At 44.6% G+C, this 26,712-nt stretch carries 30 protein-coding genes; 18 read left to right on the top strand and 12 right to left on the bottom strand.

Annotation, left to right across the window (positions count from 1 at the left end; genetic code table 11):
- Nucleotides 1–200: 200 nt before the first annotated feature.
- Nucleotides 201–365: a hypothetical protein gene (locus tag LI82_RS13170; RefSeq protein WP_160174983.1), complete on the top strand. Its 165-nt coding sequence runs from the start codon at nt 201–203 to the stop codon at nt 363–365.
- Nucleotides 362–1,381 carry a restriction endonuclease gene (locus LI82_RS11560; protein WP_048195918.1) on the top strand — a complete coding sequence of 340 codons (1,020 nt, stop codon included), beginning with the start codon at nt 362–364 and terminating at the stop codon, nt 1,379–1,381. The genes LI82_RS13170 and LI82_RS11560 overlap by 4 nt, the downstream gene beginning before the upstream one ends.
- A 36-nt stretch (nt 1,382–1,417) precedes the next feature.
- On the opposite strand, the gene LI82_RS11555 is transcribed toward LI82_RS11560, so the two are convergent.
- The 5 genes from LI82_RS11555 to hcp all read right to left on the bottom strand — a co-directional run bounded on the left by LI82_RS11555 (nt 1,418) and on the right by hcp (nt 5,348).
- Complete coding sequence (locus LI82_RS11555) at nt 1,418–1,627, bottom strand: hypothetical protein (protein ID WP_048195916.1); 210 nt, start codon at nt 1,625–1,627, stop codon at nt 1,418–1,420.
- A 52-nt stretch (nt 1,628–1,679) separates the two neighbouring features.
- On the bottom strand, nt 1,680–2,009 hold the full coding sequence (locus LI82_RS11550; RefSeq protein WP_048196321.1) for a hypothetical protein: 330 nt from the start codon (nt 2,007–2,009) through the stop codon (nt 1,680–1,682).
- Between the two features lie 25 nt (nt 2,010–2,034).
- Nucleotides 2,035–3,024 carry a radical SAM protein gene (locus LI82_RS11545; RefSeq protein WP_201770319.1) on the bottom strand — a complete coding sequence of 330 codons (990 nt, stop codon included), beginning with the start codon at nt 3,022–3,024 and terminating at the stop codon, nt 2,035–2,037.
- A gap of 122 nt (nt 3,025–3,146) precedes the next feature.
- Entirely contained in the window at nt 3,147–3,497 is a 351-nt protein-coding gene (locus LI82_RS11540) for a hypothetical protein (protein WP_048195908.1), read from the bottom strand.
- A gap of 162 nt (nt 3,498–3,659) precedes the next feature.
- The gene (gene hcp / locus LI82_RS11535; protein WP_048195906.1) at nt 3,660–5,348 is read right to left on the bottom strand and encodes a hydroxylamine reductase; all 1,689 of its coding nucleotides are present in this window, start codon (nt 5,346–5,348) and stop codon (nt 3,660–3,662) included.
- A gap of 219 nt (nt 5,349–5,567) precedes the next feature.
- Between hcp and LI82_RS11530 the strand changes: the two genes are divergently transcribed.
- The 4 genes from LI82_RS11530 to LI82_RS13165 all read left to right on the top strand — a co-directional run bounded on the left by LI82_RS11530 (nt 5,568) and on the right by LI82_RS13165 (nt 7,032).
- The gene (locus tag LI82_RS11530) at nt 5,568–6,260 is read left to right on the top strand and encodes an EamA/RhaT family transporter (RefSeq protein ID WP_236622742.1); all 693 of its coding nucleotides are present in this window, start codon (nt 5,568–5,570) and stop codon (nt 6,258–6,260) included.
- Between the two features lie 24 nt (nt 6,261–6,284).
- Nucleotides 6,285–6,413, top strand: coding sequence for an EamA family transporter (locus LI82_RS13485; protein WP_236622741.1), 129 nt, complete (start codon nt 6,285–6,287; stop codon nt 6,411–6,413).
- A gap of 226 nt (nt 6,414–6,639) precedes the next feature.
- A complete protein-coding gene (locus LI82_RS11525) occupies nt 6,640–6,834 on the top strand; it encodes a hypothetical protein (protein WP_048195905.1) in 195 nt (64 codons plus the stop codon).
- A 54-nt stretch (nt 6,835–6,888) separates the two neighbouring features.
- Nucleotides 6,889–7,032 (top strand): hypothetical protein, encoded by a 144-nt coding sequence (locus LI82_RS13165; RefSeq protein WP_160174982.1) that lies wholly within the window; start codon nt 6,889–6,891, stop codon nt 7,030–7,032.
- Nucleotides 7,033–7,703: 671 nt separating this feature from the next.
- Here the strand turns inward: LI82_RS13165 and LI82_RS11520 are convergent.
- Complete coding sequence (locus tag LI82_RS11520) at nt 7,704–8,465, bottom strand: winged helix-turn-helix domain-containing protein (protein WP_048195903.1); 762 nt, start codon at nt 8,463–8,465, stop codon at nt 7,704–7,706.
- A gap of 129 nt (nt 8,466–8,594) precedes the next feature.
- Here LI82_RS11520 and LI82_RS11515 point away from each other — a divergent pair, with 129 nt between their 5' ends.
- From LI82_RS11515 to LI82_RS11470, 10 genes are all read left to right on the top strand, one after another.
- Nucleotides 8,595–8,999 carry a pyridoxamine 5'-phosphate oxidase family protein gene (locus tag LI82_RS11515; protein WP_048195902.1) on the top strand — a complete coding sequence of 135 codons (405 nt, stop codon included), beginning with the start codon at nt 8,595–8,597 and terminating at the stop codon, nt 8,997–8,999.
- Between the two features lie 227 nt (nt 9,000–9,226).
- Nucleotides 9,227–9,508 carry an Asp-tRNA(Asn)/Glu-tRNA(Gln) amidotransferase subunit GatC gene (gatC, locus tag LI82_RS11510; RefSeq protein WP_048195898.1) on the top strand — a complete coding sequence of 94 codons (282 nt, stop codon included), beginning with the start codon at nt 9,227–9,229 and terminating at the stop codon, nt 9,506–9,508.
- A gap of 10 nt (nt 9,509–9,518) precedes the next feature.
- Nucleotides 9,519–10,946, top strand: coding sequence for an Asp-tRNA(Asn)/Glu-tRNA(Gln) amidotransferase subunit GatA (gatA, locus tag LI82_RS11505; RefSeq protein ID WP_048195894.1), 1,428 nt, complete (start codon nt 9,519–9,521; stop codon nt 10,944–10,946).
- Nucleotides 10,947–12,368: an Asp-tRNA(Asn)/Glu-tRNA(Gln) amidotransferase subunit GatB gene (gatB, locus tag LI82_RS11500; protein WP_048195892.1), complete on the top strand. Its 1,422-nt coding sequence runs from the start codon at nt 10,947–10,949 to the stop codon at nt 12,366–12,368.
- Nucleotides 12,369–12,930: 562 nt separating this feature from the next.
- Entirely contained in the window at nt 12,931–13,080 is a 150-nt protein-coding gene (locus LI82_RS11495; RefSeq protein ID WP_048195887.1) for a 50S ribosomal protein L40e, read from the top strand.
- Nucleotides 13,081–13,087: 7 nt separating this feature from the next.
- Nucleotides 13,088–13,831, top strand: coding sequence for a geranylgeranylglyceryl/heptaprenylglyceryl phosphate synthase (locus LI82_RS11490; RefSeq protein WP_048195884.1), 744 nt, complete (start codon nt 13,088–13,090; stop codon nt 13,829–13,831).
- A 27-nt stretch (nt 13,832–13,858) separates the two neighbouring features.
- A complete protein-coding gene (locus LI82_RS11485) occupies nt 13,859–15,586 on the top strand; it encodes an ATP-binding cassette domain-containing protein (RefSeq protein WP_048195882.1) in 1,728 nt (575 codons plus the stop codon).
- Between the two features lie 108 nt (nt 15,587–15,694).
- Nucleotides 15,695–16,006, top strand: a complete 312-nt coding sequence (locus tag LI82_RS11480) for a phasin family protein (RefSeq protein ID WP_048195879.1) — start codon at nt 15,695–15,697, stop codon at nt 16,004–16,006.
- Between the two features lie 98 nt (nt 16,007–16,104).
- Complete coding sequence (locus tag LI82_RS11475; RefSeq protein ID WP_048195877.1) at nt 16,105–17,784, top strand: ABC1 kinase family protein; 1,680 nt, start codon at nt 16,105–16,107, stop codon at nt 17,782–17,784.
- Between the two features lie 112 nt (nt 17,785–17,896).
- Entirely contained in the window at nt 17,897–18,871 is a 975-nt protein-coding gene (locus tag LI82_RS11470) for a DUF128 domain-containing protein (RefSeq protein ID WP_048195875.1), read from the top strand.
- 60 nt (nt 18,872–18,931) lie between these two features.
- Here the strand turns inward: LI82_RS11470 and LI82_RS11465 are convergent, their stop codons facing one another.
- The 6 genes from LI82_RS11465 to LI82_RS11440 form a co-directional block, all read right to left on the bottom strand.
- Entirely contained in the window at nt 18,932–19,825 is an 894-nt protein-coding gene (locus LI82_RS11465) for a DUF4435 domain-containing protein (protein WP_160174981.1), read from the bottom strand.
- Complete coding sequence (locus LI82_RS11460; RefSeq protein WP_048195870.1) at nt 19,758–21,113, bottom strand: AAA family ATPase; 1,356 nt, start codon at nt 21,111–21,113, stop codon at nt 19,758–19,760. The genes LI82_RS11465 and LI82_RS11460 overlap by 68 nt, the downstream gene beginning before the upstream one ends.
- A 302-nt stretch (nt 21,114–21,415) precedes the next feature.
- The gene (locus LI82_RS11455; RefSeq protein ID WP_048195868.1) at nt 21,416–22,543 is read right to left on the bottom strand and encodes an isocitrate/isopropylmalate dehydrogenase family protein; all 1,128 of its coding nucleotides are present in this window, start codon (nt 22,541–22,543) and stop codon (nt 21,416–21,418) included.
- A 102-nt stretch (nt 22,544–22,645) separates the two neighbouring features.
- The gene (locus LI82_RS11450) at nt 22,646–23,128 is read right to left on the bottom strand and encodes a 3-isopropylmalate dehydratase small subunit (protein ID WP_048195866.1); all 483 of its coding nucleotides are present in this window, start codon (nt 23,126–23,128) and stop codon (nt 22,646–22,648) included.
- A gap of 132 nt (nt 23,129–23,260) precedes the next feature.
- Entirely contained in the window at nt 23,261–24,202 is a 942-nt protein-coding gene (locus LI82_RS11445) for an aminopeptidase (RefSeq protein WP_048195864.1), read from the bottom strand.
- Nucleotides 24,203–24,207: 5 nt separating this feature from the next.
- On the bottom strand, nt 24,208–25,491 hold the full coding sequence (locus tag LI82_RS11440; protein ID WP_048195862.1) for an ATP-binding protein: 1,284 nt from the start codon (nt 25,489–25,491) through the stop codon (nt 24,208–24,210).
- 49 nt (nt 25,492–25,540) lie between these two features.
- On the opposite strand from LI82_RS11440, the gene LI82_RS12625 reads away from it, so the two are divergent.
- On the top strand, nt 25,541–26,161 hold the full coding sequence (locus LI82_RS12625) for a diacylglycerol/polyprenol kinase family protein (RefSeq protein ID WP_052402926.1): 621 nt from the start codon (nt 25,541–25,543) through the stop codon (nt 26,159–26,161).
- Nucleotides 26,162–26,223: 62 nt separating this feature from the next.
- Nucleotides 26,224–26,712 (top strand): hypothetical protein, encoded by a 489-nt coding sequence (locus tag LI82_RS11430; RefSeq protein ID WP_135607259.1) that lies wholly within the window; start codon nt 26,224–26,226, stop codon nt 26,710–26,712.

Genomic DNA, 26,712 nt, shown 5'->3' with positions numbered 1-26,712 from the left:
GAGAACAGTTCTAAATTTTGTAATAACATTAATATTTGATATGGTATTATAATCTACCATGTACTTTCACACGTTTGCAGATTAATGTTGTGAAATGATTTAAAGTTTTGTATGGTTATTCACAAAACACACACAACCACTTATTGTGTTCAGAATAGCCTTTTTATAATCTTTATTCAAAGATCGAATATGGTGTTTTCATGAAAGACAAGGGTGAGAATAAAAAGATGGATCGGTCACTCTTTGACCAGAAATGCATAACCTGTGGTACATGGATGGCAAGTACTGAAAAGAAAGCCAATGAAATTACAACTATCACATATTCCTGCCCGGAATGTGGTCTTACATATACGGTCGATAAATGAATGCTATCACAAATTGGTCTTTGGATCAGCTTCTTGAAATAGATCCTTTCGATCTTGAAAATCTTGTAGCTTTTCTTTTCAGGAAAATGGGATATAAGGCAAATGTAACTTCACGATCAAAGGATGGTGGGGTGGATGTGGAGGTAAAGCTTGAGCATTTTGGTCTTTCACATCGCTGGCTTGTCCAGGTAAAACGTTACCTTAATCCTGTAGGTGTAAAAGAGGTCAGGGAATACAGCAGCCTGCGTTATAGGGAAAAAGTCGATGGGGTCATAATAGTCACGACTTCCACGTTCACTGAAGATGCATACCGGGAAGCCACAGAACACAATGTAAAGCTTATTGAGGGTCAGCTATTGGTCTCGATGCTCAATCATTATTGCGGGGATGCAGCTAAGAACGTTTCAGATGGAGTTGAAAAGAACAGTATCGCATCAGGCGGTGCTGTCCTTAAAACCGGTGAATCTGTTCACCTAAGGGAGCCTGCGACCGTTGAGGGCACACGACTCACATTGGTCATTACTAACAGGAACATCTATTTTGAACAGAATTCAGGTGGTCTGTTCTCAAAAAAGCCGGAGATATCACGTCGCATAGAGGTCAGGGACCTTGTTGGGTTTTCAAATCTAAAAAAGGAGATCCTTCTTGTAGTGGGGAAAAAGAAGTTCGAAGTGATCCGTATCCAGCCAAAGGATATCTTGAAGGTGTTGAATGTGCTTGAGCAATTAAAGACCGATTACATGAGGGGTGAGTCACTTCTCCGGCTGGAGCAGGCAAAAAATAATTTCGTTATCCTGACAAACCGCAGGCTTGCCACCATTGCACTCGGGGGGGAAGAGAGTCTGGAACTTAAGTTGAAGAATATTGTTGGGTCGGAAGTAGCGGGATCCGGGATGTTTAGCAGGCAGAAGCTCATTATTTCAGAAGTTCGTGAGGCTGTCACAAAACATGTATTTGAAGTAAATGACGCAAAAGGATGGAAAAATCAGATCGATGAGGCTGTGCGTTCAGCCTGATCGGGCATATAATATTATTTTTGCTTATAAAATGTATCATTTTGGAAAAAGGCCGCTATGTTTTTGGTAGACTATAGCTTTTGTGATGAATAGTGCAACGATGCCAATGGAAATTCCTATCAGGATAACCATAACCGCATTTCCTTCATCTGCAAATTTCAACATGCTGTTGAAAAGGAAAGCACTGATCAATATGCCTCCCAGTACAACGTAGGCAATTGGGGATCTGTAAAGTTTTTCAATCATATTTCTTCGCCACTTCGTATTCTATGATATCCTATTTTATTGTTGTCCATGGTCATATGTCCGGATGCTCTTCTATAGGACTTCGTTTTAGAACGCCTTCGATATATTCGATCTTATGTATCCTTTCGATGGTCATGAAATCGAATATAAGCTCAATATCATCAGGATATGAGCTTTTAACATATAGCGGGTGGAAAGGTTCCATATCCTGCTGTGAGACATAGAACATATCTTCCCCAAAAAGAACAATATGTCTCAGGTCGTATTTCTCAAAAGTCTGGATTACGAACTCTTTTGACATTGGAGGTGTTGCAAATTCGAAGTCCTCTTCGTTCATCTCGATGGAAGCTTCGAATGCAGGTTCAGTTCCTGTTCCAGACATTTGTTTCCCGTATATTTTTGCCTTTTTACTTTTCATCCTCACAGAGGTCAGTGTGGGGATTTATGTCACACCCTGTACATGGGAGGCACATTGTCTTGAAGACATCTGCACGCAGTCCGTTTTCGTCCAGGATCTTGCGAAGCAATCTTGTAAGCTTAAGCAGCCTTTCTTTTGAAGGCCTTTCAATGAAAACCTCCCCTTCACGCAGTGGATGCTTGCTTGCAGGTCGGAGAATCGGTACCACTCCCAGGGATACCAGTTCTCTGATACCTTTTTCAACAGCTTCGTCCGTTTCACCAAGGCCGATGATGAAGTTGGAACACACTTTGTTCTTGCCGAAGATCTCAACAGCTTCTTTGAGAGCCTTCAATATCTCTTCCATATCCTGCCCGGCACAGACCTTCCCGTAGAGCTCCCTGTCCATTGTTTCAACGTTGTACTTGATCTCGTCAACACCTGCTTCTTTCATGCGCTTGTTGGAGTCAGCGGTCGGGTAAACTGCAACACCGATGGGGACACCATACTTCTTCACAGCATTGATGACCTCCATAGCCCTCTCAAATTCCTTTTCCACTGATTCATCAACGCCGGATGTAATGGATATGGCCTTCATCTTGCCGGTGGCATTTGCTTCTTCTATGAGTTCCAGGACCTCTTCAATGGTCTTGACCTTGCCGTTGAGCTTTGGAACAGGACAGAACTTGCAGTCGAAGATACACTTCTCTGTCATGTTTATGTAAGCCTGCTCAGGACAATGGATAAGCTCTTCCTCGATCTGTCCTCTTACTATCTCCCTGCCATCTCTCATTATGACGATCTCATCCCCATCTGCAATTGCTTTTAGAGGTGAGTCCTTGTTCAGGGCAAGCCTGACCCTCTGTTTGCCGGAGCGGAAGAAGAACGCTGTTTTACCTGCACCTGGTCCTGCAGTCGGAACTGTGATCTTCCCCAGCAGGGATGGTTCTATATCAAGGCTGCCCACGGCTATAAGCTCGGCTTTTGTTTCTGGTCTCATCAGTATCTCCATCTTTTTCCGGATATCAATTTGGATCTTAAATTATGTATAGATGACAAATTACCATTTGCCTATTATATATGCTTCTTTCCGGTATATTTTGCCACTTTCGCAGTGATCGATCAATTACTATTCCTGTGGATCGAGAGTATGCCTGCCAGGAACAGGACGAATCCCAATCCCCAAAAAAGTCCGTTCAGGGCCAATGCTATTGCGAGCAGGATAAAACCCAGTGCCAGAGTTCCCTTCTCATTTAATGAGCTTTTCATCATGTTGACCCTGCCAGTGGTAATAAGATATGCAGAGCTGAAGTACAATATCGAAGTGATCAGATATAGTATCCCGGTGTAGTAATTCTGATAAAAGATTATCATTGAAACGGCAATTGTCAGAAAAATGGTTGCTACAACTGGAAGCAGTATCTTCCAAACCTTGTTCTGATCGCCTTTGGCCCCATTCCTTGTATATTCCACAATAATATGTTGTTCGATGATGCTATAAAAGAATTTTTAGCAACTTGTTCTATTGTCAGAATCCAGACCGGAAAAAGAAAAAAAAATGGTTTCACATGGATGAAACGAATGGGGATGAAATGTGGGGAAAAAAGGGGGATGAGGGGAGGGGAAGGAAAGGCTTTAGAGCAGCCTTTCAAGATCCTCGTCGACGGTTGTATTTGGTGCTATGTTGAAGTTCTCAACAAGGACGTTCAGGACATTCGGAGAGACGAATGCCGGAAGCGTTGGTCCAAGTGTTATGTTCTTGACACCAAGGTGCAGCAGTGCGAGCAATACCAGGACTGCTTTTTGTTCATACCATGCGATGTTGTATGAGACCGGCAGTTCATTGATGTCCTCAAGTCCGAAAGCTTCGGCAAGCTTCTGTGCGATGACAACAAGGGAGTATGAGTCATTACACTGTCCTGCATCGAGTACTCTTGGAATTCCATCGATATCTCCAAGGTCGAGCTTGTTGTAGCGGTATTTTGCACAACCTGCTGTCAGGATGACCGCACTTTCAGGAAGAGCTTCTGCGAATTTGGTGTAGTAATCCCTTTCTTTGTGCCTTCCGTCACAACCTGCCATAACTACGAAACGCGTGATCTTTCCTCCCTTTACAGCTTCTACGATCTTGTCTGCGACAGATAGAGCTGCACTGTGGGCAAATCCTCCGATCAGGGTACCATCTTCCAGTTGTTCCGGAGACTTGCACTTCTTTGCCTGCTCGATCAGGGCAGAGAAGTCCTTTGCACCGTTCTCATCTGCATCGATGTGTTTTACACCATCAAAACCGACAATGCTTGTGGTATAGATCCTGTCAATGTAGCTTTCTTTTGGAGGAACGATACAGTTTGTCGTCATCAGTATGGGACCGTTGAACTTTTCGAACTCGCTCTTCTGTGCCCACCATGAACCGCCATAGTTTCCGACGAAGTTATCATATTTCTTAAATGCCGGATAGTAGTTTGCAGGCAGCATCTCACCATGGGTGTAGACATCAACGCCTGTTCCCTTGGTCTGCTTGAGGAGCTGTTCCATATCCTTGAGGTCATGTCCACTGATGAGGATTGCCGGATTGTCCTTGACGCCAAGATAAACCTCAGTTGGTTCAGGGTTGCCGTAGGTTGTTGTGTTAGCCTCATCCAGCAATGCCATGACCTTTACACCGTATTCTCCACATTCCAAGACCAGTCCTACAAGGTCATCAACTGAAAGTGTATCGTCAAGGGTTGCAGCAAGTGCTCTTTCTGTGAATGCAAATATCTTGTCATCGCTGTACCCAAGGACGTTAGCATGGTGTGCATAGGCTGCAAGACCTTTAAGTCCGTAGGTGAGCAGTTCCCGGAGTGACCTGATATCTTCGTTCTGGGTTGCAAGAATGCCTGTGTTCGTGGTCCTGAGAACTTCGGGGGTGACGATCGCAGCACCTGGGATCTCAAATCTGGTCTCCGGATCGGACATGCCGAGTGTGGCTTTGACCTTGTCGCCGAATGAAAGATCCTTTGCTTCCCCAAGGTCGATGTTCCTTGTAACAAGGTTGCGCTTGACGCCATCCCTGATCTCAAGTCCTTCCCTGATGTATTTCTGGAAGTCCTTTGAGCTGAAGTTCACGTTAGTGATGGTTGAGAAAAGCCCGTTCATAATGAACTGATCTACTTTCTCATCGGTGATTCCGTTGTCACGTGCCTTTGCATTGTAGTATGCAATACCTTTGAGGATGTAGGTTAGCTGGTCCTGGAGGTCTGCAACTTCCGGTTTCTTACCACATGCTCCTGCTTTGGTGCATGCCTGTACGCCTACGGTTTCTTCACATTGATAGCAATACATTTTTTGATCTCTCCTTTTTGTTGTAATGATTGGATGGTTGGTATCTTTAGGATATTAAGTACATTAAAGATACTTGTATATATATCCCCGGTTTCTTGTTGGATACTTGCTATCAAAAAAGTTTTCATGAAGTGATGTTTTCATCCTCGTGAGAACCTATTTATAGAAATGAACAAATCTACCCGAAAATGATCCTATTTTTGTTTCGGAGCAAACAATATGATATCTCCTGAGATCCTTGTCGTCTTCTTCAGCCTTGCAGCAGCTGCAACCTGGGGTGCTGCGGATTTTGGTGGTGGTTTTGCGACAAAACGTGCCAGTGTCTATTCTGTTGTAATAATAACACAGGCAGTAGGTCTTGTTCTTTTGCCATTTCTTGCATTATTTTTCTCAGAAGAGTTCCCGCCAATGAATGGCATGTTCTGGGGATTTGTTGCAGGTGTTGCCGGCAGTTTTGGTCTTCTGGCACTCTATCATGCACTTTCCATGGGTAAGATGGGAGTCGCAGCCCCGGTATCTGCCGTGGTGACCGTTGCTTTACCCGTGATCTATGGTGCTATCAATGAAGGTTTGCCTGCAGGGCACCAGATCGCAGGTTTTGTGTTGGCTATTGCAGCCATGTGGCTTATCGGCAGTACCGGCGAGAAAGGTGAGGTCAAAAGACAGGACCTGTTCTATCCGTTGCTGGCAGGTGTTGGATTTGGTATCTTCTTCATATCTGTCGACCTTTTCAGTGAATCGGCAGTTTTCTGGCCTCTTACGGTTGCAAAGATCTCTGCTGTTGTGGTTATCCTGGGATTTGCCATGCTCAGAAAATCAGCAACTTTGCCTTCGAAGGCAGTCCTCCCTTTAATAATACTTGCAGGAATTCTTGATGCTGCAGGGAACCTTTTCTTTGCACTGGCTTCTTAGGTAGGCCGACTTGATATTGCGACAGTGATCGCATCTTTGTATCCTGGAAGCACAGTTCTACTTGCATGGATCATCCTGAAAGAACGTCTCTCATCAATGCAGTGGGTAGGAGTTCTACTTGCTTTGACTGCTATTATATTGATCTCTTTGTGAGCTTTGATGCTTTCAATGTCTGAACAACTATAGTTAGCTACAATGATTACATAAATTAGCTATATGCAATATTATTTATACTTAAAATAACAACATAGTAGCAAGGGCAATGTATGGGGGTTGCAGGTGGGATCCGGTTGGTTTTTCTCAACTAACGATTTCCATTTGCTGGCATGCATCGGTCTGACTTAAAGAATATAATGTGTAATATTTGGGGACTAAGAATATGGCAGATACACCTGAAAATCTGGTAGATGCGTATAAGTATCAATATCTTTTGAACAACGTGGTTTTATTCAAACCACAGAAGGGAAATGACCCTGCTGTCGTTTTCTCTTCGATAGTGAATGATGATGGAACTATCAAACGAAGGCGTCTTTATCGGATATATTCCGGACACGGGTATAACCGAGCTAACTGATATTTCAGGATAGATGGCTTAAAAGATAAAATTTGGAATAAATGAGGTATAAAAATGGAAGATACAACTTTGCTCTATGTACAGCCAAATGCTGAGGATTCCTCTGCAATTGCATTTTCTATCAGCATTGGTGCTGATGGCAAGATCGACAGCAGTAAACTTTTAACACTAGGTATGAACAAACAGGATGATTCCTGAACCTCCATTACTTTTTAAAATTCATCCTGTGAAACCATCCATTCAGGAACTCCCCTGAATGGATATATTTGCTGTTTTTTGTTAGATCTTTAATTTTATAGTAAATATTGAATAGCTTCAGCTTTACCAATTTAAGATGCTATGGCGTGAAAATCTAATGAAGGAGGCGGAAAAAGAGTAAATCTTTAGCCAACCTGCTGATCGGGCTGACCTTTTCAAAACAACTATTCGTTATGGGGGCTTTTCGGGATCATCATCAATCTCCACAAAGTCCATTGATATCGTTCCCCATGGTGAGCTTGAGAGTTCCAACCTGAAGTTTGAACTTCGTCTCATTTGTACCACCTTCTTTTATTCCCAATTACAAATTGGTCATTATTGTATTTATATATGACCCGCAATAAAAAAGAAATACGTTCGCTCATAATGTATATTTATCTTTATATTTAATTTGCACAAGTATAATTTGTATTTCATGGGCTCGATTTTTACAGGATATGAAAGTCCGGATAATCTCAAAAAAGGTAGCTAAAAAGCAGGGTGTTATCTGGATACTGACAGGATATTTGCTGTAAAAACGTATTATGGTCCAATTCTTTTCCCTTTTCTCCTTTTAATTGTGAAATTTGCCCTGACACAAAAATTCTCTTGTTGATAGATGGTCAGCCAGATTATATCTTGCTATAGTTGACACCTAATTTTCCCACAAGTTCAGCCATTGCATTGAGTGCCTCATAACCCTGTACACTGATCTGGTATTCGCCCCGTTCACCGCGTTGCCTGATCATCCCCTTACTCTGCAGTTTTTCCAGATGGAAAAGGAGATTTCCGCCGCGGAGTTCGGTGAGCTTTGAAAGCTCGGTGAATGATCTTCCTTCTTTATATAATGACTTTAAGATCCTGACACGTACTGCGCTGCTTAACGGATCACCGATCAGGTTGGATACTTGTTCTTCATGGAGGTCCCGCACCTGCAACTGCATTTCGCTCTCATTTTTGTATACCCCTATTGTCTGGAGCATCCCTATCTGCTGGTCGAAGTATCCTTCAGCCTTCTCTATACAGTTGGAACAGTGATCGAATGGTGCAAGTTCCTTCACTTTATCAAAGTTACTGCGCATCTTTTCGATATTGTCATCAGTCAACTGTCCGTTTCTTGTATAGTCCGACAGATCCTCAAAAAAATGAACTAAATGTGGAATGCATTTTGTCTGCATGGGGCATTCCTTCTCTTCGTTCCCGATGAGCTCGTAGGCGTTCTCCAAAGAACCGTTGATCATCTCCACAGCGCATTGGTTCCTGAACTCATTGAACAGTGAATTGGTCTGACTTCCCGCAACTTCGCCTCTGAAACGGCTCAGTTCACTGCGAAGCCCTGCAATTTCTTCATGGAGCAGGGTAATCTCTTCTGCTATCAATTTTTGCTCGCTCATTATTTCATGCTCTCCAGGATGGATCTGTTCTGTGGCTGGTTAGAAATGTGTACTTCGATGAATGTTAGTATAGTTTTATAACGGTCTTCTATATTAACGTGCATGTATTAAGTACCTGTGGTGATCAACATGGTAACACTTACAGAAGACATGAAAGAAGCAATCAGCACAATACAGGTATTTCCTGTTGCCACTGCCTCAAAAGAGGGAGTTCCAAACGTTGTTCCGATCGGTTTTGTCTCCTTGGTCGATGACAGTACTATTTGGATCGCAGACAACTTCATGAAAAAATCACTTTCAAATGTCATGGAGAATCCAAAGGTCTCTATATATATCTGGGGCCCAAAGACAAAAGGCTCTTTCCAGATCAAAGGCGATGTCGAATTAAAGACAAGCGGACCGGAGTTTGAGAAGATGCAGGAGATCGTTCATTCCAAAATGGCACAGGCTCCGGCAAAAAGTCTTCTTGTTATGAAGATCACAGATGTCTATGACTGCTCCCCGGGTCCAAATGCAGGAGAAAAGCTGCTTTAAATCAAATTTTCCTCCTTTCTGTCTCCACAAGGGTGCCATCATTCCCTCTACTTCAGTTCCTATCTCTTGTGGAGTTCCCTCTCTTTTTTACCTTTAACTTTGTCTTTCCACAACCAGCACATATTGAGCTGCCCGGACAACCCAACATATTAATATTAAGTACTTGATTTCTATCAGTCATATTAGAATACACTATGTTATTATCCCAATTATCTGAGGAACCTATAATGATCACTAAAGACGAGGTAGAACACGTAGGGTGGCTTGCTCGCATCGAGATCGATGATGCGGACGCCGAGGACTACGCTGTGAAGTTAAGCTCTGTATTGGATTATTTCGGTCAGCTGGATGAGGTGGACACTGAAGGTGTCGAGCCTACCTATCATGTGGCAGATATCATGAACGTCTTCAGGGAAGATGTTGTCACACCGTCCCTTGACCAGAAGGATGTGCTTAAGAACACTGCAGCCGAGAAAGATGGTTACATCAAGGCACCGAGGATCATTTGAGGTGGAATGAATGGCTGAATGGTTGAGCATATCAGATGTTAAAAGGAAGATCTCCGAGAGTTCTGCAGAAGAGGTTACAGCTTCATATCTTGAAACGATCGGAAAGAGCAGGATAAATGGTTACACATGCACCTATGACGGTGCACTTGAGATGGCAAAGATGGCCGATAAGGGTGAGGGCGAAGGACTGCTTGCCGGTGTACCTATTGCTATCAAGGATAACATTTCTACAAAGGGGCTTGCAACGACATGCAGCTCAAAGATACTGGAAGGCTATGTGCCACCTTATGATGCACATGTCATCGAGCGGTTGAAGGCAGAAGGTGCTGTCATACTCGGTAAGACGAACATGGATGAGTTCGCAATGGGCACGTCAACTGAGTCAAGCTGCTATGGCATCACAATGAACCCATGGGACCTTGAAAGGGTGCCCGGAGGTTCATCCGGCGGCAGTGCTGCTGTTGTGGCAGCAGGTGAGGCTCCTATCTCACTTGGTTCTGACACAGGTGGTTCAGTTCGCTGCCCTGCCGCATTCTGCGGTGTTGTGGGACTCAAGCCAACATACGGCGCTGTCTCACGTTACGGTCTTATTTCCTATGCAAATTCCCTTGAGCAGATCGGCCCAATGGCAACATCTGTTGAGGATATTGCTACTGTCATGGATGTAATAGGCGGATACGATCCTCGTGACAGTACTTCCATTAACAGGGAGATCGGCTATCGCGATGCACTTGTTGACGATGTCAAGGGTCTGAAGATCGGTGTTCCTGATGAGTACTTCGGGGAAGGTGTTGACAGCGGAGTTGAGAAATCCGTCTGGGATGCTATCAGCAAATACGAGGAGATGGGTGCAACATGGGAGAAGGTTTCCATGCCCAATACGAAATACGCTCTTGCAGCTTACTATACTATTGCCATGAGCGAAGCATCATCCAACCTTGCGAGGTTTGATGGTACACGCTATGGTCCAAGGAACGATGGTGAGAACTGGCATGTGATGGCATCAAGGACACGTGCTGAATATTTCGGAAAAGAAGTTCAGCGCAGGATCCTCCTTGGAACATACGCTCTCTCTGCCGGATACCAGGACAAGTACTATCTCAAGGCACTGAAAGTGCGCACCCTTGTCAAGCAGGACTTTGAGAAAGCATTATCCAATGTGGATGTCCTGATGGGTCCGACAATGCCAATGCCTGCATTTAAGATCGGTGAGAAGATCGAGGACCCATTGTCCCAATACCTGGCCGATGTGAACACTGTCCCAATGAATCTTGCAGGAGTTCCGTGTATCTCGGTTCCATGTGGCTCTTCTGATGGTCTGCCGGTAGGCTTACAGATAATAGGAAATCATTTCGATGAGGCTACAATCATTCGTTCAGCATATGCATTCGAACAAAATACCGATCATAATAAAGCACGTCCAGGGGAGGTGGCTTAAATGGTATATGAAAATCCTGATGGTGTAAGGATCGGACTTGAGGTCCACGTTCAGTTGAACAGGCTCAACACAAAGCTTTTCTGTGGATGTTCCACGGATTACCATGATTCTGAACCGAACACTCACGTGTGTCCTGTGTGTCTGGGGTTGCCCGGCGCATTGCCCGTTATCAATGAAAAGGCTGTGGAGTATGCAATGAAGATCGGTCTTGCACTTGGCTGTGACATTGTTGAACAGACCCAGTTCCACAGGAAGAATTACTATTATCCTGATCTTCCAAAGGGGTTCCAGACCACACAGTACGATTTTCCAATAGCTGGTGAAGGAAAGGTCGTTATTGAGGGCGAGGATGGGGAGCATGTGGTAAGGATCACTCGTGCGCATATGGAAGAGGACCCTGGTCGTCTGATGCACATGGGAACCATTGAGAAATCAAAGGGTACACTTATCAATTACAACCGTTCAGGCATGACACTTATCGAAATTGTCAGTGAACCGGATATGAGAAGTCCAAAGGAAGCAAGGAGATATCTGGACAAGCTCAGGAGTATTCTTGATTACCTTGATGTTTTTAATGGTGATCTTGAGGGCGCTATGAGGGTGGATGCTAATGTTTCTGTCTTTATGGGTGAGCGCGTTGAGGTCAAGAACATTTCCTCTTTTAAGGGAGCTGAGCGAGCTCTTCTCTATGAAATAATGAGGCAGAAAAATCTGATCCGCCGTGGTGGAGAGATCACTCTGGAAACCCGGCATTTTGACGAGGCAAGGGGAGTTACTCTTTCTATGCGTACAAAGGAAACTGAGAATGACTATCGTTATTTCCCGGAACCTGATCTTATGCCAATGAGGGTCGCAGACCGAGTGCCTGCTGTTGCAGCAACGTTGCCGGAACTGCCTGATACGAAACGTGAGCGCTTTATTTCACAATACGGCATTACGGAGATGCACGCAAAGGCACTCACCTCGGATATCCGCGTGGCGGACTTCTTCGAGGTCGTTGCTTCCAAGGTCGATCCTCATGCAGCAGGGACCTGGGTTTCCGATGTGCTCAGGGGTGAGTTGAATTACAGGGATCTGTCTATCACTTCCTTTGCCACCGAGGACATCATTGAGATCATCGGTCTTGTAGTAGAAGAGAAGATCACCGAAAAGAGTGCAGTGGATGTTATCAGGACTATCCTTGATGTCGGTGGAAGTCCTATGGATATCGTAAAGGAGAAAGGTCTTCTGAAGGTCGAAGGGGATATTGTGACACAGGCAGTCTCCGAGACCATTGCGGAGAACGAGGAAGCAGTTCAGGACTACCTTGGAGGAACTGAGAAATCTCTCAATTTCCTTGTAGGCCAGGTCATGAAGAAAACAAAGGGCCGTGCAGATGCACGTCAGGCCCGTGAGCTGCTTATTGCTGCTCTTAAGGACTAAGATCATCGATCTTGTCCTTTTTCGTTTTTTATTATCTTTCTTACTTTTCTTTTTAAATTTCGAACTTCTTTTTTGTTACCAGATTGTATATCAAAATTCACTAATAGTTTTAAAACATATTCTCTATTACCGTATCATAAATGGTACGGTGTGGTAGTGAATCAGAAGGTAGAACGCCATTGGGTGTAAAAACCCATAACCATTCAAGGTTTGTCTGGCATTCGTAAATCCTTTAGGTCGACCTGAGATGGGGAGGACATCGGGGGTAAGGGTCGCCCAAAGAGATGTCGTCCAATAAGGTCGGCAGATCGATCCCTGATCACTGCCTTTAAATTACTGTTCTACTATTTGTCCGATTATTCATTTTGATTTACTTTAGACAAGCAACGGCTTTATTTTTGCTTTAGCGGGGTTCTAACTTTTTTAGAACCGTTTTTAAATGTGGATTTCCTATCCCAAAACAGTTATATGTTTTGAAATGCATGTAGCCAGCCTGTATTACTGATGACTATCAGTTCCAAATAACACATTATATTATACTATTAATCAATCAGGTGAGAACATGGCAAGATTCCCAGAAGCAGAGGAAAGGATCCTTAATAAAAAGATCTGTATGAAATGCAGTGCACGAAATGCTATCAGAGCAACAAGGTGCAGAAAGTGCGGTTACAGCAACCTGCGTGTAAAATCCAAGGAAGCTAGGAATAGCTGATCTATATATGAAAGTGGAAGAGTACCTCAACGGGATCGCAGAACGCGAAGGTACAGTTCACTTAACCCTAATCGATCCGGCATCCCAGCCCCCCGAAGCTGCTGCAGATATTGCAAAAGCTGCAGTGGATGGGGGTACAGATGCTATCATGATCGGTGGTTCCACTGGAGCCGGAGGTCTGGCATTAGATCAGACCTTGTTAAAGATAAAGGAGCATATCGATGTTCCTACTATTCTTTTCCCGGGAAATGCTGGCGGTTTAAGCATTTATGCTGACGCTGTCCTTTTTATGAGCCTTCTGAATTCACGTGACATCAATTATGTCACAACGAATCAGGCAATGGGGGCTCCACTTGTTTACAAGTACGGGATCGAACCAATTTCCATGGCATATATCATAACTGAGCCCGGAGGTACTGTTGGATGGGTAGGCGATGCAAAACTTATCCCACGCAACAAACCGGAGCTAGCAGTGGCATATTCCCTTGCGGGAAAATATATGGGAATGCATTACACTTATCTTGAAGCCGGTTCAGGTGCAGACCAGCCGGTGACTCCCGCTACGATCGGTGCGGTAAAACACGTTCTCGGAGACAATAAGCTAATTGTCGGTGGTGGTATCCGCGATGGCAAGACTGCAAAGATCTGTGCAGATGCCGGTGCTGATATGATCGTGACAGGTACGATCGTCGAAGAGACCGATGATGTCAGGAATAAGATAGAAGAACTTGTATCAGCTATCAAGAAATAATACGTGGATACTGTTGGGGGTTTAGTTATGCTCAGGGTTTCCGATATTGTAAAAGATTACGAGACAGGTTCAGGCAATTTACGTGTTCTGGATGGTGTAAGTTTTGAAGTAGCCGATGGTGAGATCCTCGGTATCACGGGTAAAAGTGGTAGTGGAAAAACTACCCTTCTCAAGATATTAAGGGGGGTTGAACCTTTCAATGGCGGTAGTATCGAGCTGGACGGTTCACTGATCACCAGTGATTCCGGCATTGATGGCTCAAAAATTCTTGGCAGGGGCACTGCTATTCATCTTCAGCGTAATTTCGGTCTGTGGAACGGTCCGGCGATCGAGAACATTATACGCAGGCTGAACAGTCATTATACCGGTTATGAAGCTCTTCCTGAGCCGGATGCTCCTAATTATGACGAACTTTACGAGAGGTCCATGGCATATATGCGTCTTGTGGGTCTTGAAAAAAAAGCGCTTCATTCATCTAACCTTCTGAGCGGTGGCGAAAAACAGCGTTTGATCGTTGCCCGCCAGCTTGCAGCCCAGCCACGTCTTTTACTTCTTGATGAGCCTGTTACCATGACGGGTCCTGATACCAAGCAGGAGGTCATGGATGTCATCCTGAAGCTTAAGGACCGGCTAAACATACCTATCATCGTAGTATCCCATCTTCCTGAGGTCCATGCATACCTTGCAGACCGTGTCATCTATATCGAGGATGCCAAGGTAGTTGAAGATGGTGAACCCAGAGTGGTTCTGAAGAACTTCCTCAAAGACCTGAATCCAAGAGTAGACCTGACCGAACTAAAGGAAAAGGTGCCTTGTATAAGGGCAACCAATATCTCAAAAAGGCTGGTCCTGATGCGTGTAGGTGAGGTCCTTAACATCAAAGACCAATCCCTTGAGATCAACAAAGGAGAGATCATAAGTTTCATCGGTTCATCAGGTGCAGGTAAGACCACATTTTTGAAAATAATGGAAGGCCTGACTATTCCAAAAGAGGGTTATGTTACCTTCCATCATGAAGGTGAATGGGTCGACATGTCCAATTTTACCAAACAGCGTCTGGAACTGTGGAGAAAGATCAGTATAATGCATCAGGAGTTCTCCCTTTCCCCTCACTCTACCATACGTCAGCAGATAGGTTTCAGGTTAAGCATGAAGATGCATGGCGCAATTGAACATGCAAGAAAGAAAGCAGAGGAAATGGATATCTCCTACGAGATGCTGGATATCATTTACAAGCTTCCTGATATGGGCGAGGATGAGAGGTCACGGGCACTTAACCAAATGCGTCTTTCAATGGATATCTTTCCGCAGCTGTTCCCATCTGTGCTGAGCACTGATGTGGACAAATACGCAATACCGATCTTTGAGGCACTTGACCTTCCATTGGACATTCTTGACAAGAAGCCCGACCAGATAAGCGGTGGTGAACATGTCAGGGCTTACATAGCACTTGCACTCTCAACATCCCCTGAGATCCTCATGCTGGATGAGCCGTTTGGTGATCTTGATCCTGTAACATTAAGGGATGTGACAAATTCCCTGAAGAGGATCAATGCAACTTTCGGCACAACGATCGTGCTTGTGAGCCATCACATGGACTTCGTCAAGGAAGTAGCACACAGGGCTGTTCTTTTCGATAATGGATCCATTATCATGGATGGCGATGCACGTGATGTCTGTCAGAAATTCATTGAGATGAGTGATGCAAGATACCTTGAGCATACTCTCGAAGAGATCGCAGAATCAGTGAACTGATCTCGACCGGGGGTCATGAAGACCGTTCCGCTATTCTTTTTTGAAATGATTTCTCATAAAGTATATATCCTAAAAAAGTTAACTTCTATTACGGGAGGTTTAATTTTGATGATAGACACTATGAAGAAGTTAGGACTTTTTGGCCTGGGCATGTACGCTATTACAGAAGAGAAGATCGATGAGTATGTAAAAGAACTTGTTGAGAATGGTGATTTCAACAAGGAAGAAGGCAAGAAGTTTGTAGAGGACATGATCGAAAAGCGAAAGCAACAGCAGGAAGATCTGGACGATAAGATATCTTCAAAGGTTCAGGAAGTCTTTGGCAAGTCTGATCTTGCTACCAAGGAAGAAATAGAATCCCTTCAAAAAAAGATCGAAGATCTGGAAGAGCTGCTAAAGGAAAAGAACAAAGAAGAATGATCTTTTGATCTTTCCTTCTATTTATTTTTGTAATACCTTAGTTGTTTTATTTGTTGCATGGGTTGCCATATAGAATTTAATGGCAGGCAGAATTTTGGATGGCTTCCAATATAGTACGCAGGTATTCCATGGTGAAACGCTATGGGGTAATCATTGATACGCTCATCAAGTATGGCTTCGGGTATTTTGTGGACCAGATGGGTATAAGGTCCCTTGGGTCCTTCAGGTCCAGGTTCAAGGATCGCTTAGGCAAAGGGAACCAGCCCAGAACTGGTCCTGCAAGGGCACGTATGGTACTTGAAGAGCTTGGTCCCACCTACGTTAAGTTCGGCCAGCTCATGAGCATGCGCCAGGACCTTATCCCAAAAGAGTATGCCGAAGAGTTTGTCAAACTCCAGAACGATGTACCGCCATTCGAGTGCTCGGAAGTTGAAAGGGTCATTGAAGAAGAGTTGGGTGCTAAGGTGGAGAGCCTGTTCCTGTCATTTGACAAAGAACCTATTGCTGCGGCATCTATTGGACAGGTACACCGGGCAAAGCTTCACGGAGGGGCGGATGTTGTTGTAAAGGTCCAGAGGCCCGGTATAAGGAAAGTTATTGATTCCGATCTCGATATTCTTTATAGTATAGCCGGGTTTGCGGAAGAGCACGTGGAGGAAGCAAAGCTTTACAGTCCTGTGGAGGTAGTGGACGAACTTCAAAGGTCCATATACGCGGAGATGGATTATACTCAGGAGGCTCGCAATATCGAGCGTTTCCAGACCAATCTCAAGGACGATCCGAATATCATCATTCCAGGTGTTTATTGGCAATACAGCAGTCGGAGGGTCCTGACCCTTGATTATATCGATGGTATCAAGAGTGATAATTTCAAAAAGATCGATGAGCTTGGACTGAATCGGAACAAGATCGCAGAATACGGCACAGAGGCCTTCATGAAGCAGATATTCGAGGATGGATTCTTCCATGCGGATATGCATTCCGGAAATGTCCTGATCCTGGAAGATGGCAGGATCGCCCTCCTTGATTTCGGTATGGTCGGACATATATCCAAAGAGATAAGGAACCTGTTGATCGATGCACTGATCGCTATTACCAGAGGTGACGTGAACCAGTACCTTGAAGTATTGAAAGACTTCGGAATGGTGCCTGCAGAAATTGATGTGCATGCTTTTAAGATCGATTACGAACACATTTTGAACAAATATTATGGCAGGTCATTAAAGCAGCTTGATACTCCGCTAATGATAGCAGAAATGATGACACTGCTAAGGAAGTTCAAGATAAGGATACCTCCAAACATCGCATTGCTCTTTAAGGGTGTAATGACCGTAAGTGGTTTCGCCCTTCAGATGGTGCCGGATTTCAATGTGACCGTAGTTGCTGAGCCTTATGCCAGAGGTATCATGCATAACCGCCTCAAGCCTCGCAATATTGCAGATACTTTTTACACAGACATGTGGTATACGGCACGGATGTTGCATAAGGCACCGTTGCAGATCTCGCATATACTGGGAGTAGCAGAGAAAGGTTACCTGAACTTAAAGTTCGAACATCATGGAATGGATCGTATTGTTGCTGAGATCAATGCGGCGAGCAACCGGTTAGCATTCAGTTTAATTATCTCTTCTATCATTTTAGGTTCTTCTCTTATCATCCAGACTGGGATGCAGCCTTATATTGGCGATGTTCCTCTTTTTGGAGTTGCGGGATTCGTCATAGCTGCATTCATGGGAATATGGCTTATGCTTTATATACTAAAAACAGGAAAGATATAACCGGCAATAGCAAATTATAAATTTATATCCGGTGTACATACGTTGCTTATTCCGAATAGGCAGTATTTCCAAATTAAACCATTAATTTTTTGATAATATCAGGTGCTGAGAGATGACCGATCCCCAGATAGAACGTAAGCTCATTGAAATAATGCGTGTTATCAGCGAAAGCGATAAGCCCATAGGTGCGAGGAATATTGCAGATGAGTTGCAGAATCGCGGTTACAATCTGGGGGAGCGTGCTGTTCGTTATCACCTCAGGATCCTTGATGAGAGGGGATTTACTGAAAAACACGGCTACAACGGTCGTACCATTACCACTTCCGGCAGGAAGGAACTGGACGATGCCCTGATAGGGGACAGACTTGACTTTGTTATTACGAGGATCGAGGAACTTATCTATAAGACCGACTACGATCCGTTCTCAAAGAAAGGCAATGTCATTGTGAACCTTTCCACTGTGGACAAGGATGATTTTGATAATGCCATAGATGTTATGAAATACGCATCATCAGGGGACATCAGCATAAGTCCTAACATAAAGGTATTCGAAGAGGACTCGGATCCACGTATATATGTGCCTCCTGGGTGTGTTAATATAGCAACTGTTTGCAGTATCACATTCGATGGTCTTCTTCTCAAAAGCGGTATTCCTATCAAACCTGCTTATGGCGGCATCATAGAGATGGAACACAATGATCCGGTACAGTTCCTTGATATGATATCATATTCGGGAACCTCGATAGACCCTGTCAAGATATTCATGATGCGCAATGAGACATCGGTCCTGGACGTCCTGGACACAGGCAATGGCCGTATCCTTGCCAACATGCGAAACATACCCTCTTCAGCAGTTGAAAAGACAAAAGAAGTGCTGAAATATCTGGAAGATTCGGGTATTGGCGGGGTATTGAGTATTGGTGACTCTTCAGATGCTATGGTCGGCGCTCCTGTAGAAGAAGGAATGGCCGGCATTCTGGTGGCCGTAGGTGTGAATCTTGTAGCTGCAGTCGAGGAAGCAGGTATTCCGGTTGACACATCTCCTGTTTCGATGGTGCTTGATTATAGTGAAATGTCGAAACTTTGATCTTTCCATTTATGCTTTCATTTCATACTGTATTTCAGCTTACATTTCATCTCTATATTTTTATTGGAGCACTACAAAGGTTGGGTTTCTGTCTTCCCATTCCTGTATCGAAGTATAAAGGTCGGTTTCCCTGAACATTGTGATGTCATAAGCAAGCCTTAAACTTCTGTCAATGATGCCTTCGGTAACATATCGGGAATCTGAATTCCCGAAAACCTCACGCAGTCCAAATGCCAGTATTTCTACGATGTCGTGACCTGAGCATGTCTGCCAGGGATCATGCTCTTCTTTCAGGAGAGTGATCATTTTTCTCTTTATGGTCTTTTCACTCAGGGAGTGTTCGTTCGAGTTATCCTTGACTTCCCTTATCAGGTGTTTGATATTGACTGATAATGGAAATTTTTGCATGAAATTATCGAAATGCATGTCCTTGAACCTGAGTGAGAGTTTGTCCTTTGAGGACGATGAAAGCCATCTGAAAAGTCCTATGGGCATGGCAGCATCAAGAAGCAATTCACGTACTGGTGTCCTCATTTTTTGCAGCTTGAAAGGTGCTGCGAACTCTTCCAGAAGCCTGTCGAGAGCTTCTGATGCTATAAGCATTGTTTCAAGATCATGTGTATCGGTGACGAGCACATTTCTCTCTTCGAAATCGATGCCATCAAGGCGCCAGAAGTCAGCATCAACGATCGTTAGTATGCCTTCAAAATCAGACCTTTCGAGTATTTCGACGACCTTTATGGCGTTTTCCTTCCCATTGGCAGGGATAAGTCTGCATTTCCTGTCATCTACAAAACGCTTGTAAAGCCTCATGTCAGTGCTGCCTTCGATTACCATGATGCTACCGCGATACTGGGTACGCATCATTCTGGCGCTGTTGGCTATATCATCGGCTGTCAGGTATTTCTTCATCGTCACGTCCTCGAAGTTCGACGGTGAGGTCCCAGCGGTCATGTATGATCTGTGGCGAATGTGTAGCAATGAGAATATCGAAGCCTGCCAGTTGTGTGATAGCTTGCAGGTCCCTGAGGAATTGCTGCTGCCAGAGAACATGCAGTGAGATCTCAGGTTCATCAATGAGTATCAGGGATTCAGGATCAACATGGAACAACAGCTCATAGAATAATACAAGTTCCTGTTGTTCTCCGGATGATAGTTTGGTGGGAGAAAGGCGCATATCCTCTGATGTCGTGAATATGAAACCGTCTTTTTTGTTCACGGACAATTTCTTGTATAAAAATCTGCAATTTATGATCTTGATAAGAAGGTCTATCCTCCGGGTAAGCTCATCAAAGACACTGAGCTTTTGTTCAACATCCTTAATGTATAGCTGCAGGAAGTTCTTGTTCTTCTCATCTATTTCCTTGACCTCACCAACGTCAATTCCTTCTTCAGTATCAATGAATCCTGCATCGATGAGGCATTTGCGTTTCTGCTCCAGGTTCTTTAATTCCTCTTTCAGGTCTTCTATGGATGTTTCAGGGTGTTCTCCATTCTTTAGCATTCGACCTGGGAATGTACGGTCAAGGGATTGTGAAAGTGTTGCATACTCTGCAAGTTTATGCTGCATCAGGTTTGCCAGCTCTTCGGAATAACTGATCACTGAAGGGGTTACTGATGTCTTTCTCTCTGTTTCTACAGGTTGTGAGTATGAGATGCTCAAAAGGCGCTGCGTTTTAATGAAGCAGATATTGATCGAATCCAGTGCATTCTTAAGCCATGCAGGTTCGTCTTTCCTTTTCTGTGGCAAACGGTCGCTGAATAGGTTCATCACTTCTTCAGATGTTAGTTTTTCCTGTGTTGTGAAATGGACCCACGTGTTGTCATCGATCCTCTCAAGCTCAGGTATCATGTGCTCGACCTTAAAAGATGAGAACACTTCCTCTATGTCAATGGGTTTGACAGTGTAGCGCTGTTTTTTCTTGCCTGGTCTTAATAATTCAAATGCCAGTTCCCGATAGGTGCTATCTTCCGGGCTATGCGGGGTATTTTCCTCAAGATGCAGCTTTTTCTTCACAATAAGCTTGCTCCTGTCGCTGAATTCAACTGTCAGTTTGCTGAAAGGAATGCGATAAAGTTCGAAGTAGTTAGAACGGAAAAGGGAATTGAGCATCTGGAGCAGCACGGTCTTACCGATACCATTGGGTCCATGAAGAATTGTTATGTGTTCATCGATGTTCAGCGGGATATCATGGTCGAACGTCCCAAAAAGGTTGTTTACTACTATTCTCTTGATCTTCATGTTCTTCCCCGCGATAGTCCCTTTTGTCAATTTGTATTAATGGCACACGAATTGTGCCCATTATAATATATCTTGTTCCTGCTCATATATAGTTTCCTTTTTTGGGATATGGGATTTAAATAAGGATGGTGGCAGATGCTATATTGGTCGTATTATGGTTGCACATTGATGTTGTACTAATTGGTAGATGAGATTAAACTTGCAGCTAACCGGATACAATCAATAATATGAAATCTCAAAATTCAAAGTTCCTCCACGCCTTTTCAGACGTGAAGGTAAAAAAGAAAAAGTTAGGTCCTGAATTACATCTCGAGCAGGATCCTTGCGATGTCGTCACCAACATCGGATGTGGTGTTGCTGCCGCCCATGTCGTAGGTCTGGACCTTTGCTTCGAGGATGTTCTTCTCGATAGCGGAGACGATGGAGTCTGCAGCTTCCTTCTCACCGAGCTGTTCGATGAGCATTGCGCCTGCCCAGATGGTTGCGATAGGGTTGACCTTGTTCTGGCCCTTGTACTTTGGTGCTGAACCGTGGATAGGCTCGAACATGCTTGTACCGTTAGGGTTGATGTTTCCACCAGGAGCGAGTCCGAGACCGCCCTGTACCATTGCTCCAAGGTCAGTGATGATGTCACCGAACATGTTAGGGGTAACGACCACATCGAACCACTCAGGGTTCTTGACGAACCACATGGTGATAGCGTCAACGAAGTTGAAGTCGGTCTTAACATCAGGGTGGTTTGCTGCAATTGTGTTGAATTCCTCTCTCCAGAATCCGTAGATGTCTGAAAGGACGTTTGCCTTGTCGACTGATGAAACGTGCTTGTTCCTGGTCTCAGCAAGGTCGAAGGAGTAGTTCATGACCCTCTGTGTACCTTCCTTTGAGATCATTCCTATCTGGTATGCGATCTCCTCGCTGTCGGTCTCGATGTCAAGTCCGAACTTTGCGTTGTAGAGTGTCCTGTTGACCTCAAGCAGGTCCTTGCTCATGCCGGTCTGTGCACGTCCGCCGATACCGATGTAGAAGTCCTCGGTGTTTTCCCTGACAACAACGAAATCAATGTCTTTAGGGGTCTTGTCCTTGAGGGGGCACCATACGCCTTCAAGAAGCTTGATAGGGCGCAGGTTGATGTACTGGTCAAAGTAGAACCTTGCGGCAAGCAGGATACCTTTCTCAAGTACGCCAGGTGCGATCCTGTCATCTCCGATAGAACCGAGGTAGATTGCCTCGTAGGCTGAAAGCTCTTTGAGTGAATCTTCGGATATTAACTCACCTGTTTCAAGATAGTGGTCTGCACCGTGTGGGTATTCTGTCCAGTCAACATCGAATCCGAATTTTTCTCCAGCTGCATCGATGACCTTCTTACCCTCAGCTATGATCTCAGGGCCGATCCCGTCACCAGGCAGGACTGGTACTTTATATTGTGCCATAAAATTTCCTCCAATAGTTATTCCAGGTTAAATTTTCATATTTTATTCAGTCAGTATGAATGTTGATATGTATCAACGTAAGAACAAAAAGGAAAGGTAAGATCAATCAATGATCTTCCTTGTGTATTCCTTTAATCCGCCGGCATCTACGATACCGCGGACAAAATCAGGTAAAGGTGTAGCCTGGTACTTCTCACCTTTTGTGAGGTTGTCGATAGTACCGGATTCAAAGTCTACGGAGATCTCATCTCCATCATCGATCTTGTCGGTGTCAGGGCACTCCAGAAGTGCAACACCAATGTTGATAGCGTTCCTGAAGAAGATCCTTGCAAATGACTTTGCGATAACGCATCCGACCTTTGAGCCTTTAAGAGCGATTGGTGCATGTTCTCTTGATGAGCCACATCCGAAATTGTTGCCTGCAACAACAATGTCGTTTTCCTTAACGTTCTCAGCAAAATCCGGGCGTACTCCGATAAAAGTATACGGCGCCAGTTCCTCAGGAGTGTTCATTATAAGGTATCTTCCAGGGATGACGGCATCAGTGTCAACGTCATCTCCGAATTTCCATACTCTTCCTTTCATTATAATCACCGGTGATATTTTCAAGTAAGTGTGAAATCTATGCTCTGATTATATCTTTCAGTTATTTAAGTACTTTCTACCGGAATAATATTTCCGTGTCAACATCTAACTTTAGCACAATATTAGGGGATCTTATGCAAAACGTTCGACATTCAGATCAATGCCGTCAACAACCACCTTCGGCTTCGTGATAATGCCATCCAGATGGAGGTCAACGGTAACATCCCCTCCAAAAGTGGAATTGTCTCCCAGTGCTATATGGATCGTGCCACCGACCTTCTCATCCTCAAGGATGACTCCGATAAGCATTGCAGCCGGATTGATGCCGATCCCCAGCTCTGCGATGTTACGCCCGTCCGACCCGACATCGTTCACCATCCGTTCAAGCTTTTCAGCACCTTCGCCTTCAAAGCTTACTGCCTTCCTGTCTTTGATATTGATAACCAGTGGCTCTTCAAGCAATCCAATGCCTCCCATGGACCCATCGATCACAGCTTTGCCATTCACATTTTTTGGAGCGATGTACATCTCTCCTGCAGGCAGGTTTGTAGTCGTACCTTTCTCGTGGCACATGCCTGTGTCTGCCATCCACTCTGCTCCATCCACATCAATGACAAGGTCAGTTCCCAGTTCTGTGGTAATGCGGACTTCCTTTGATCCCTTGAGAGTTTCAAGCAATTCCCCGGCTAAGTTGTTGATCTTCTCATAATCAGCGTTCAAGCCACCTTCCTTCATCATGCCGATGGTAATTCCCGGCATTGTGGCGGTTCTTGTACCGTTTTCGGATGCATGCTTGCGTGCCTGGGTATGTGTAAGTGACTTTGATGCCGGAGCAAGCAGTACATCAGAGCTTTTCATTGCTTCTTCAACAATTACAGGTGGTTCCGCACCGTGTTGTTCCCTTGGTTCCATTGTCAACATCAGGGCCTCGCATCCCGCTTCGACCGCAGAGGCATACAGTGCCTTTGTGATCTTCTCGTCAGTGCATGTATCAGTAACGATAAGCACAGTTTCCCCTTTCTTTGCACCCATGCAGGTGTTGATCACCATGTCTGCACTTCTCTTAATATCCATTATTCTCATCTCCTTTCATTCAATGCACTTGGTTCGTTCCCGCCGTGCCAGCTGTATCTTGGCCTGATCTTCACAAGGTGTGTGCTCTCTGACGTATCATCCACAACGAATGCTATGCCCCTTTCCAGTCCCATCTTCCTGATAGCGTCCCCTATGGTCTCTTTCATGTATGTCGGACGGATGGCTTCCAGTGCCTCAATATCATCTCTTGCAGTAAGCCTGTGGCATATCACAATGTCGGACTGGGATATAATGTCCGGATGCAATGCCGCAGGTCGCTGGGTTGCAAAGATTATTGATAGTCCCGGTTGCCTTCCCTGTCGCACCCACTCGTTGATAAGGACGTCTGATGCCAGTGTCTCTCCTTTTGAAGGCACGAACAGGTGAGCTTCGTCGATGAACATCCAGACCATGGGCATCTTCTGTTTGATCTCTTCATCGCCCATGACCATTCTTTCATAAGAACGCCTCTCCTGCAGCCTTCTGTTATAGGTGTCTCTTGCAATTATGCCTACAACCGCAGAGCGTACTATCTTGTTCTCGATAGCGCTCACATCAAGTACTGATGTGCACCCATTTTTGATAAGTTCGGAAATGCCACAGGCATCCTTCTCAAAGACTCCCCATGAGGAAGCGGTCCTGAGATAGTTCTCAGCAGCCATTTTCGTAACATCATCGGACCTGTCGTCCGTGTTGATCCTGGTAATGATATCTCCGAAAGAAAAGTTCCCTTCATTTTCCCGCATGTCCTCTATTATCCTGACCAGTAGCACTCCCAGTGGAGATGTTACTTCTATGTTGAAAAGTTCACACCAGTCATAACCATGTAAATGAGCCACAGGTATCGAGAAAGGCTTCACTTCGATATGCCTTTCTTTATATTCATCAACATGGCCTGCAGGCACAAAGACCTCTGCATCGAAGCCTGTCGGTTCCATGTTCCATTCTTGCAGCAGTTCTGCCTGGGGATCATTGCCTCTTCCAAGTGTCCAGAATATTCCCATTGTGTCGATGACAAGGGATGCGACATTCTGCCGGATCTCCCGGGGCAAAAGTGTGATCTCTTCAATGAGGGTTCCCATGGTATAGGATTTACCATACCCTCTTTTCCCGCATATCAGGATGGCATGTGGTTTTAATGCATCAATGGCGACATGTGAGCCTGAAGACCTGTCAAGCGCAAGGTATCTGCCAATATGAAGCACTCCCTCTTCGTTCTCGTCCCTTCTGCCGAGTATATAGCGTTTTTTGACCACGCCGGCTTGAACATCATCCTTTAGGTTTATCATTTAGTTCTAATCAATAACTATGCATATATGATTTTTCACCGGTGAACAAATGGTGCTGAAAAACTTTGCATGTACGGTCCCACGCTCCCTCTCCTATCTGCCATTAAGAAAAGTGATACACATTTCCGGTGCTCTTTTTCCGGTGATAGCGGTCTATTTCGGAAAGGAGCTCGCAGTAGGGATTGTGGCGTTCCTCACTTTTCTCTTTCTGGGTATTGAGCTGATAAAACCAAAAATAAGGTCGGATTCACTTTTCAGGATCCTCTGGAGAAAGAATGAGTACAACGAATTTGCTTCAGCACCTTTACTTTATTTGATCTCAATACTGGTACTTCTGTTGTTATCCTACAGGCTGGATGAGGGTATATGCTATGCTTCCATCGTTGTGCTTGCAGTGGGTGATGGTCTTGCCACGATCATAGGCATTCATGGCAAGAAGTGTTATGGGAACTCATCAAAGACAATTGAGGGGACTGCTGGTGGCCTTCTCGGCGCAGTCCTGTGTAGCTATCCATTTGCAGGTACCCTGGCGATCGCAGGTGGTGTTGCGGGTATGTATGTGGAGGCAAGATCGGGTAGTTCTGACAATCTGGCTGTTCCATTTGCAGCTCTTCTGGGTATGCTTATTATGCAATTTCTGGTCAATACTTATATATCGATAACTGCCTGAATATATTGCTGTAATTCACCTCTTTTATGGTGTACATTTATTGAATTGATGGAAAACAGATCATGAAACTAACTTTTTATCGGAACCTTCTCGTATTGCTAATGGTATTCTTCTCATTGTCAGTTGCAGGCTGCGAAGATATTGAGAACGGTGTAAATGGGATCGAAGGCTCGATATCACAGACAATGGAAGACATTGATTTCCTGCGCTGGACTGCGGATTCTGCTGAGGTCCTGCTTGATGACTATGAAGCTATCAAGGTTGCATCTTCTGAAAGGGATGGTGTCATGCTGGAGGAAGGCGGGATAAAGCTCAGGGAAGATTCCGAAAGGTATCTTGAGGAACTTGAAGGGTTTTCGTTGTCTCCTTCGGTCGAGTCTGTTGCAACAACGTATGCAGATTTCCTGCAGCGTTCGTACGAATTTGGTGAGTTCGTGGAAACCAATTCTCAGGAAATTGATTTCGAAGCTATCGAAAGGACCATTGAGCTTATGAATGAGACCTCTGAACTGATCAATGATGTCTCCTATATGGCGGAGCAGGCCTCCTGA

The sequence above is a fragment of the Methanococcoides methylutens genome (assembly GCF_000765475.1).
Classification (GTDB): domain Archaea; phylum Halobacteriota; class Methanosarcinia; order Methanosarcinales; family Methanosarcinaceae; genus Methanococcoides; species Methanococcoides methylutens.
The sequence above is the reverse complement of the archived record's forward strand: the minus strand, read 5'-3'. Positions and strand labels throughout refer to the sequence as shown.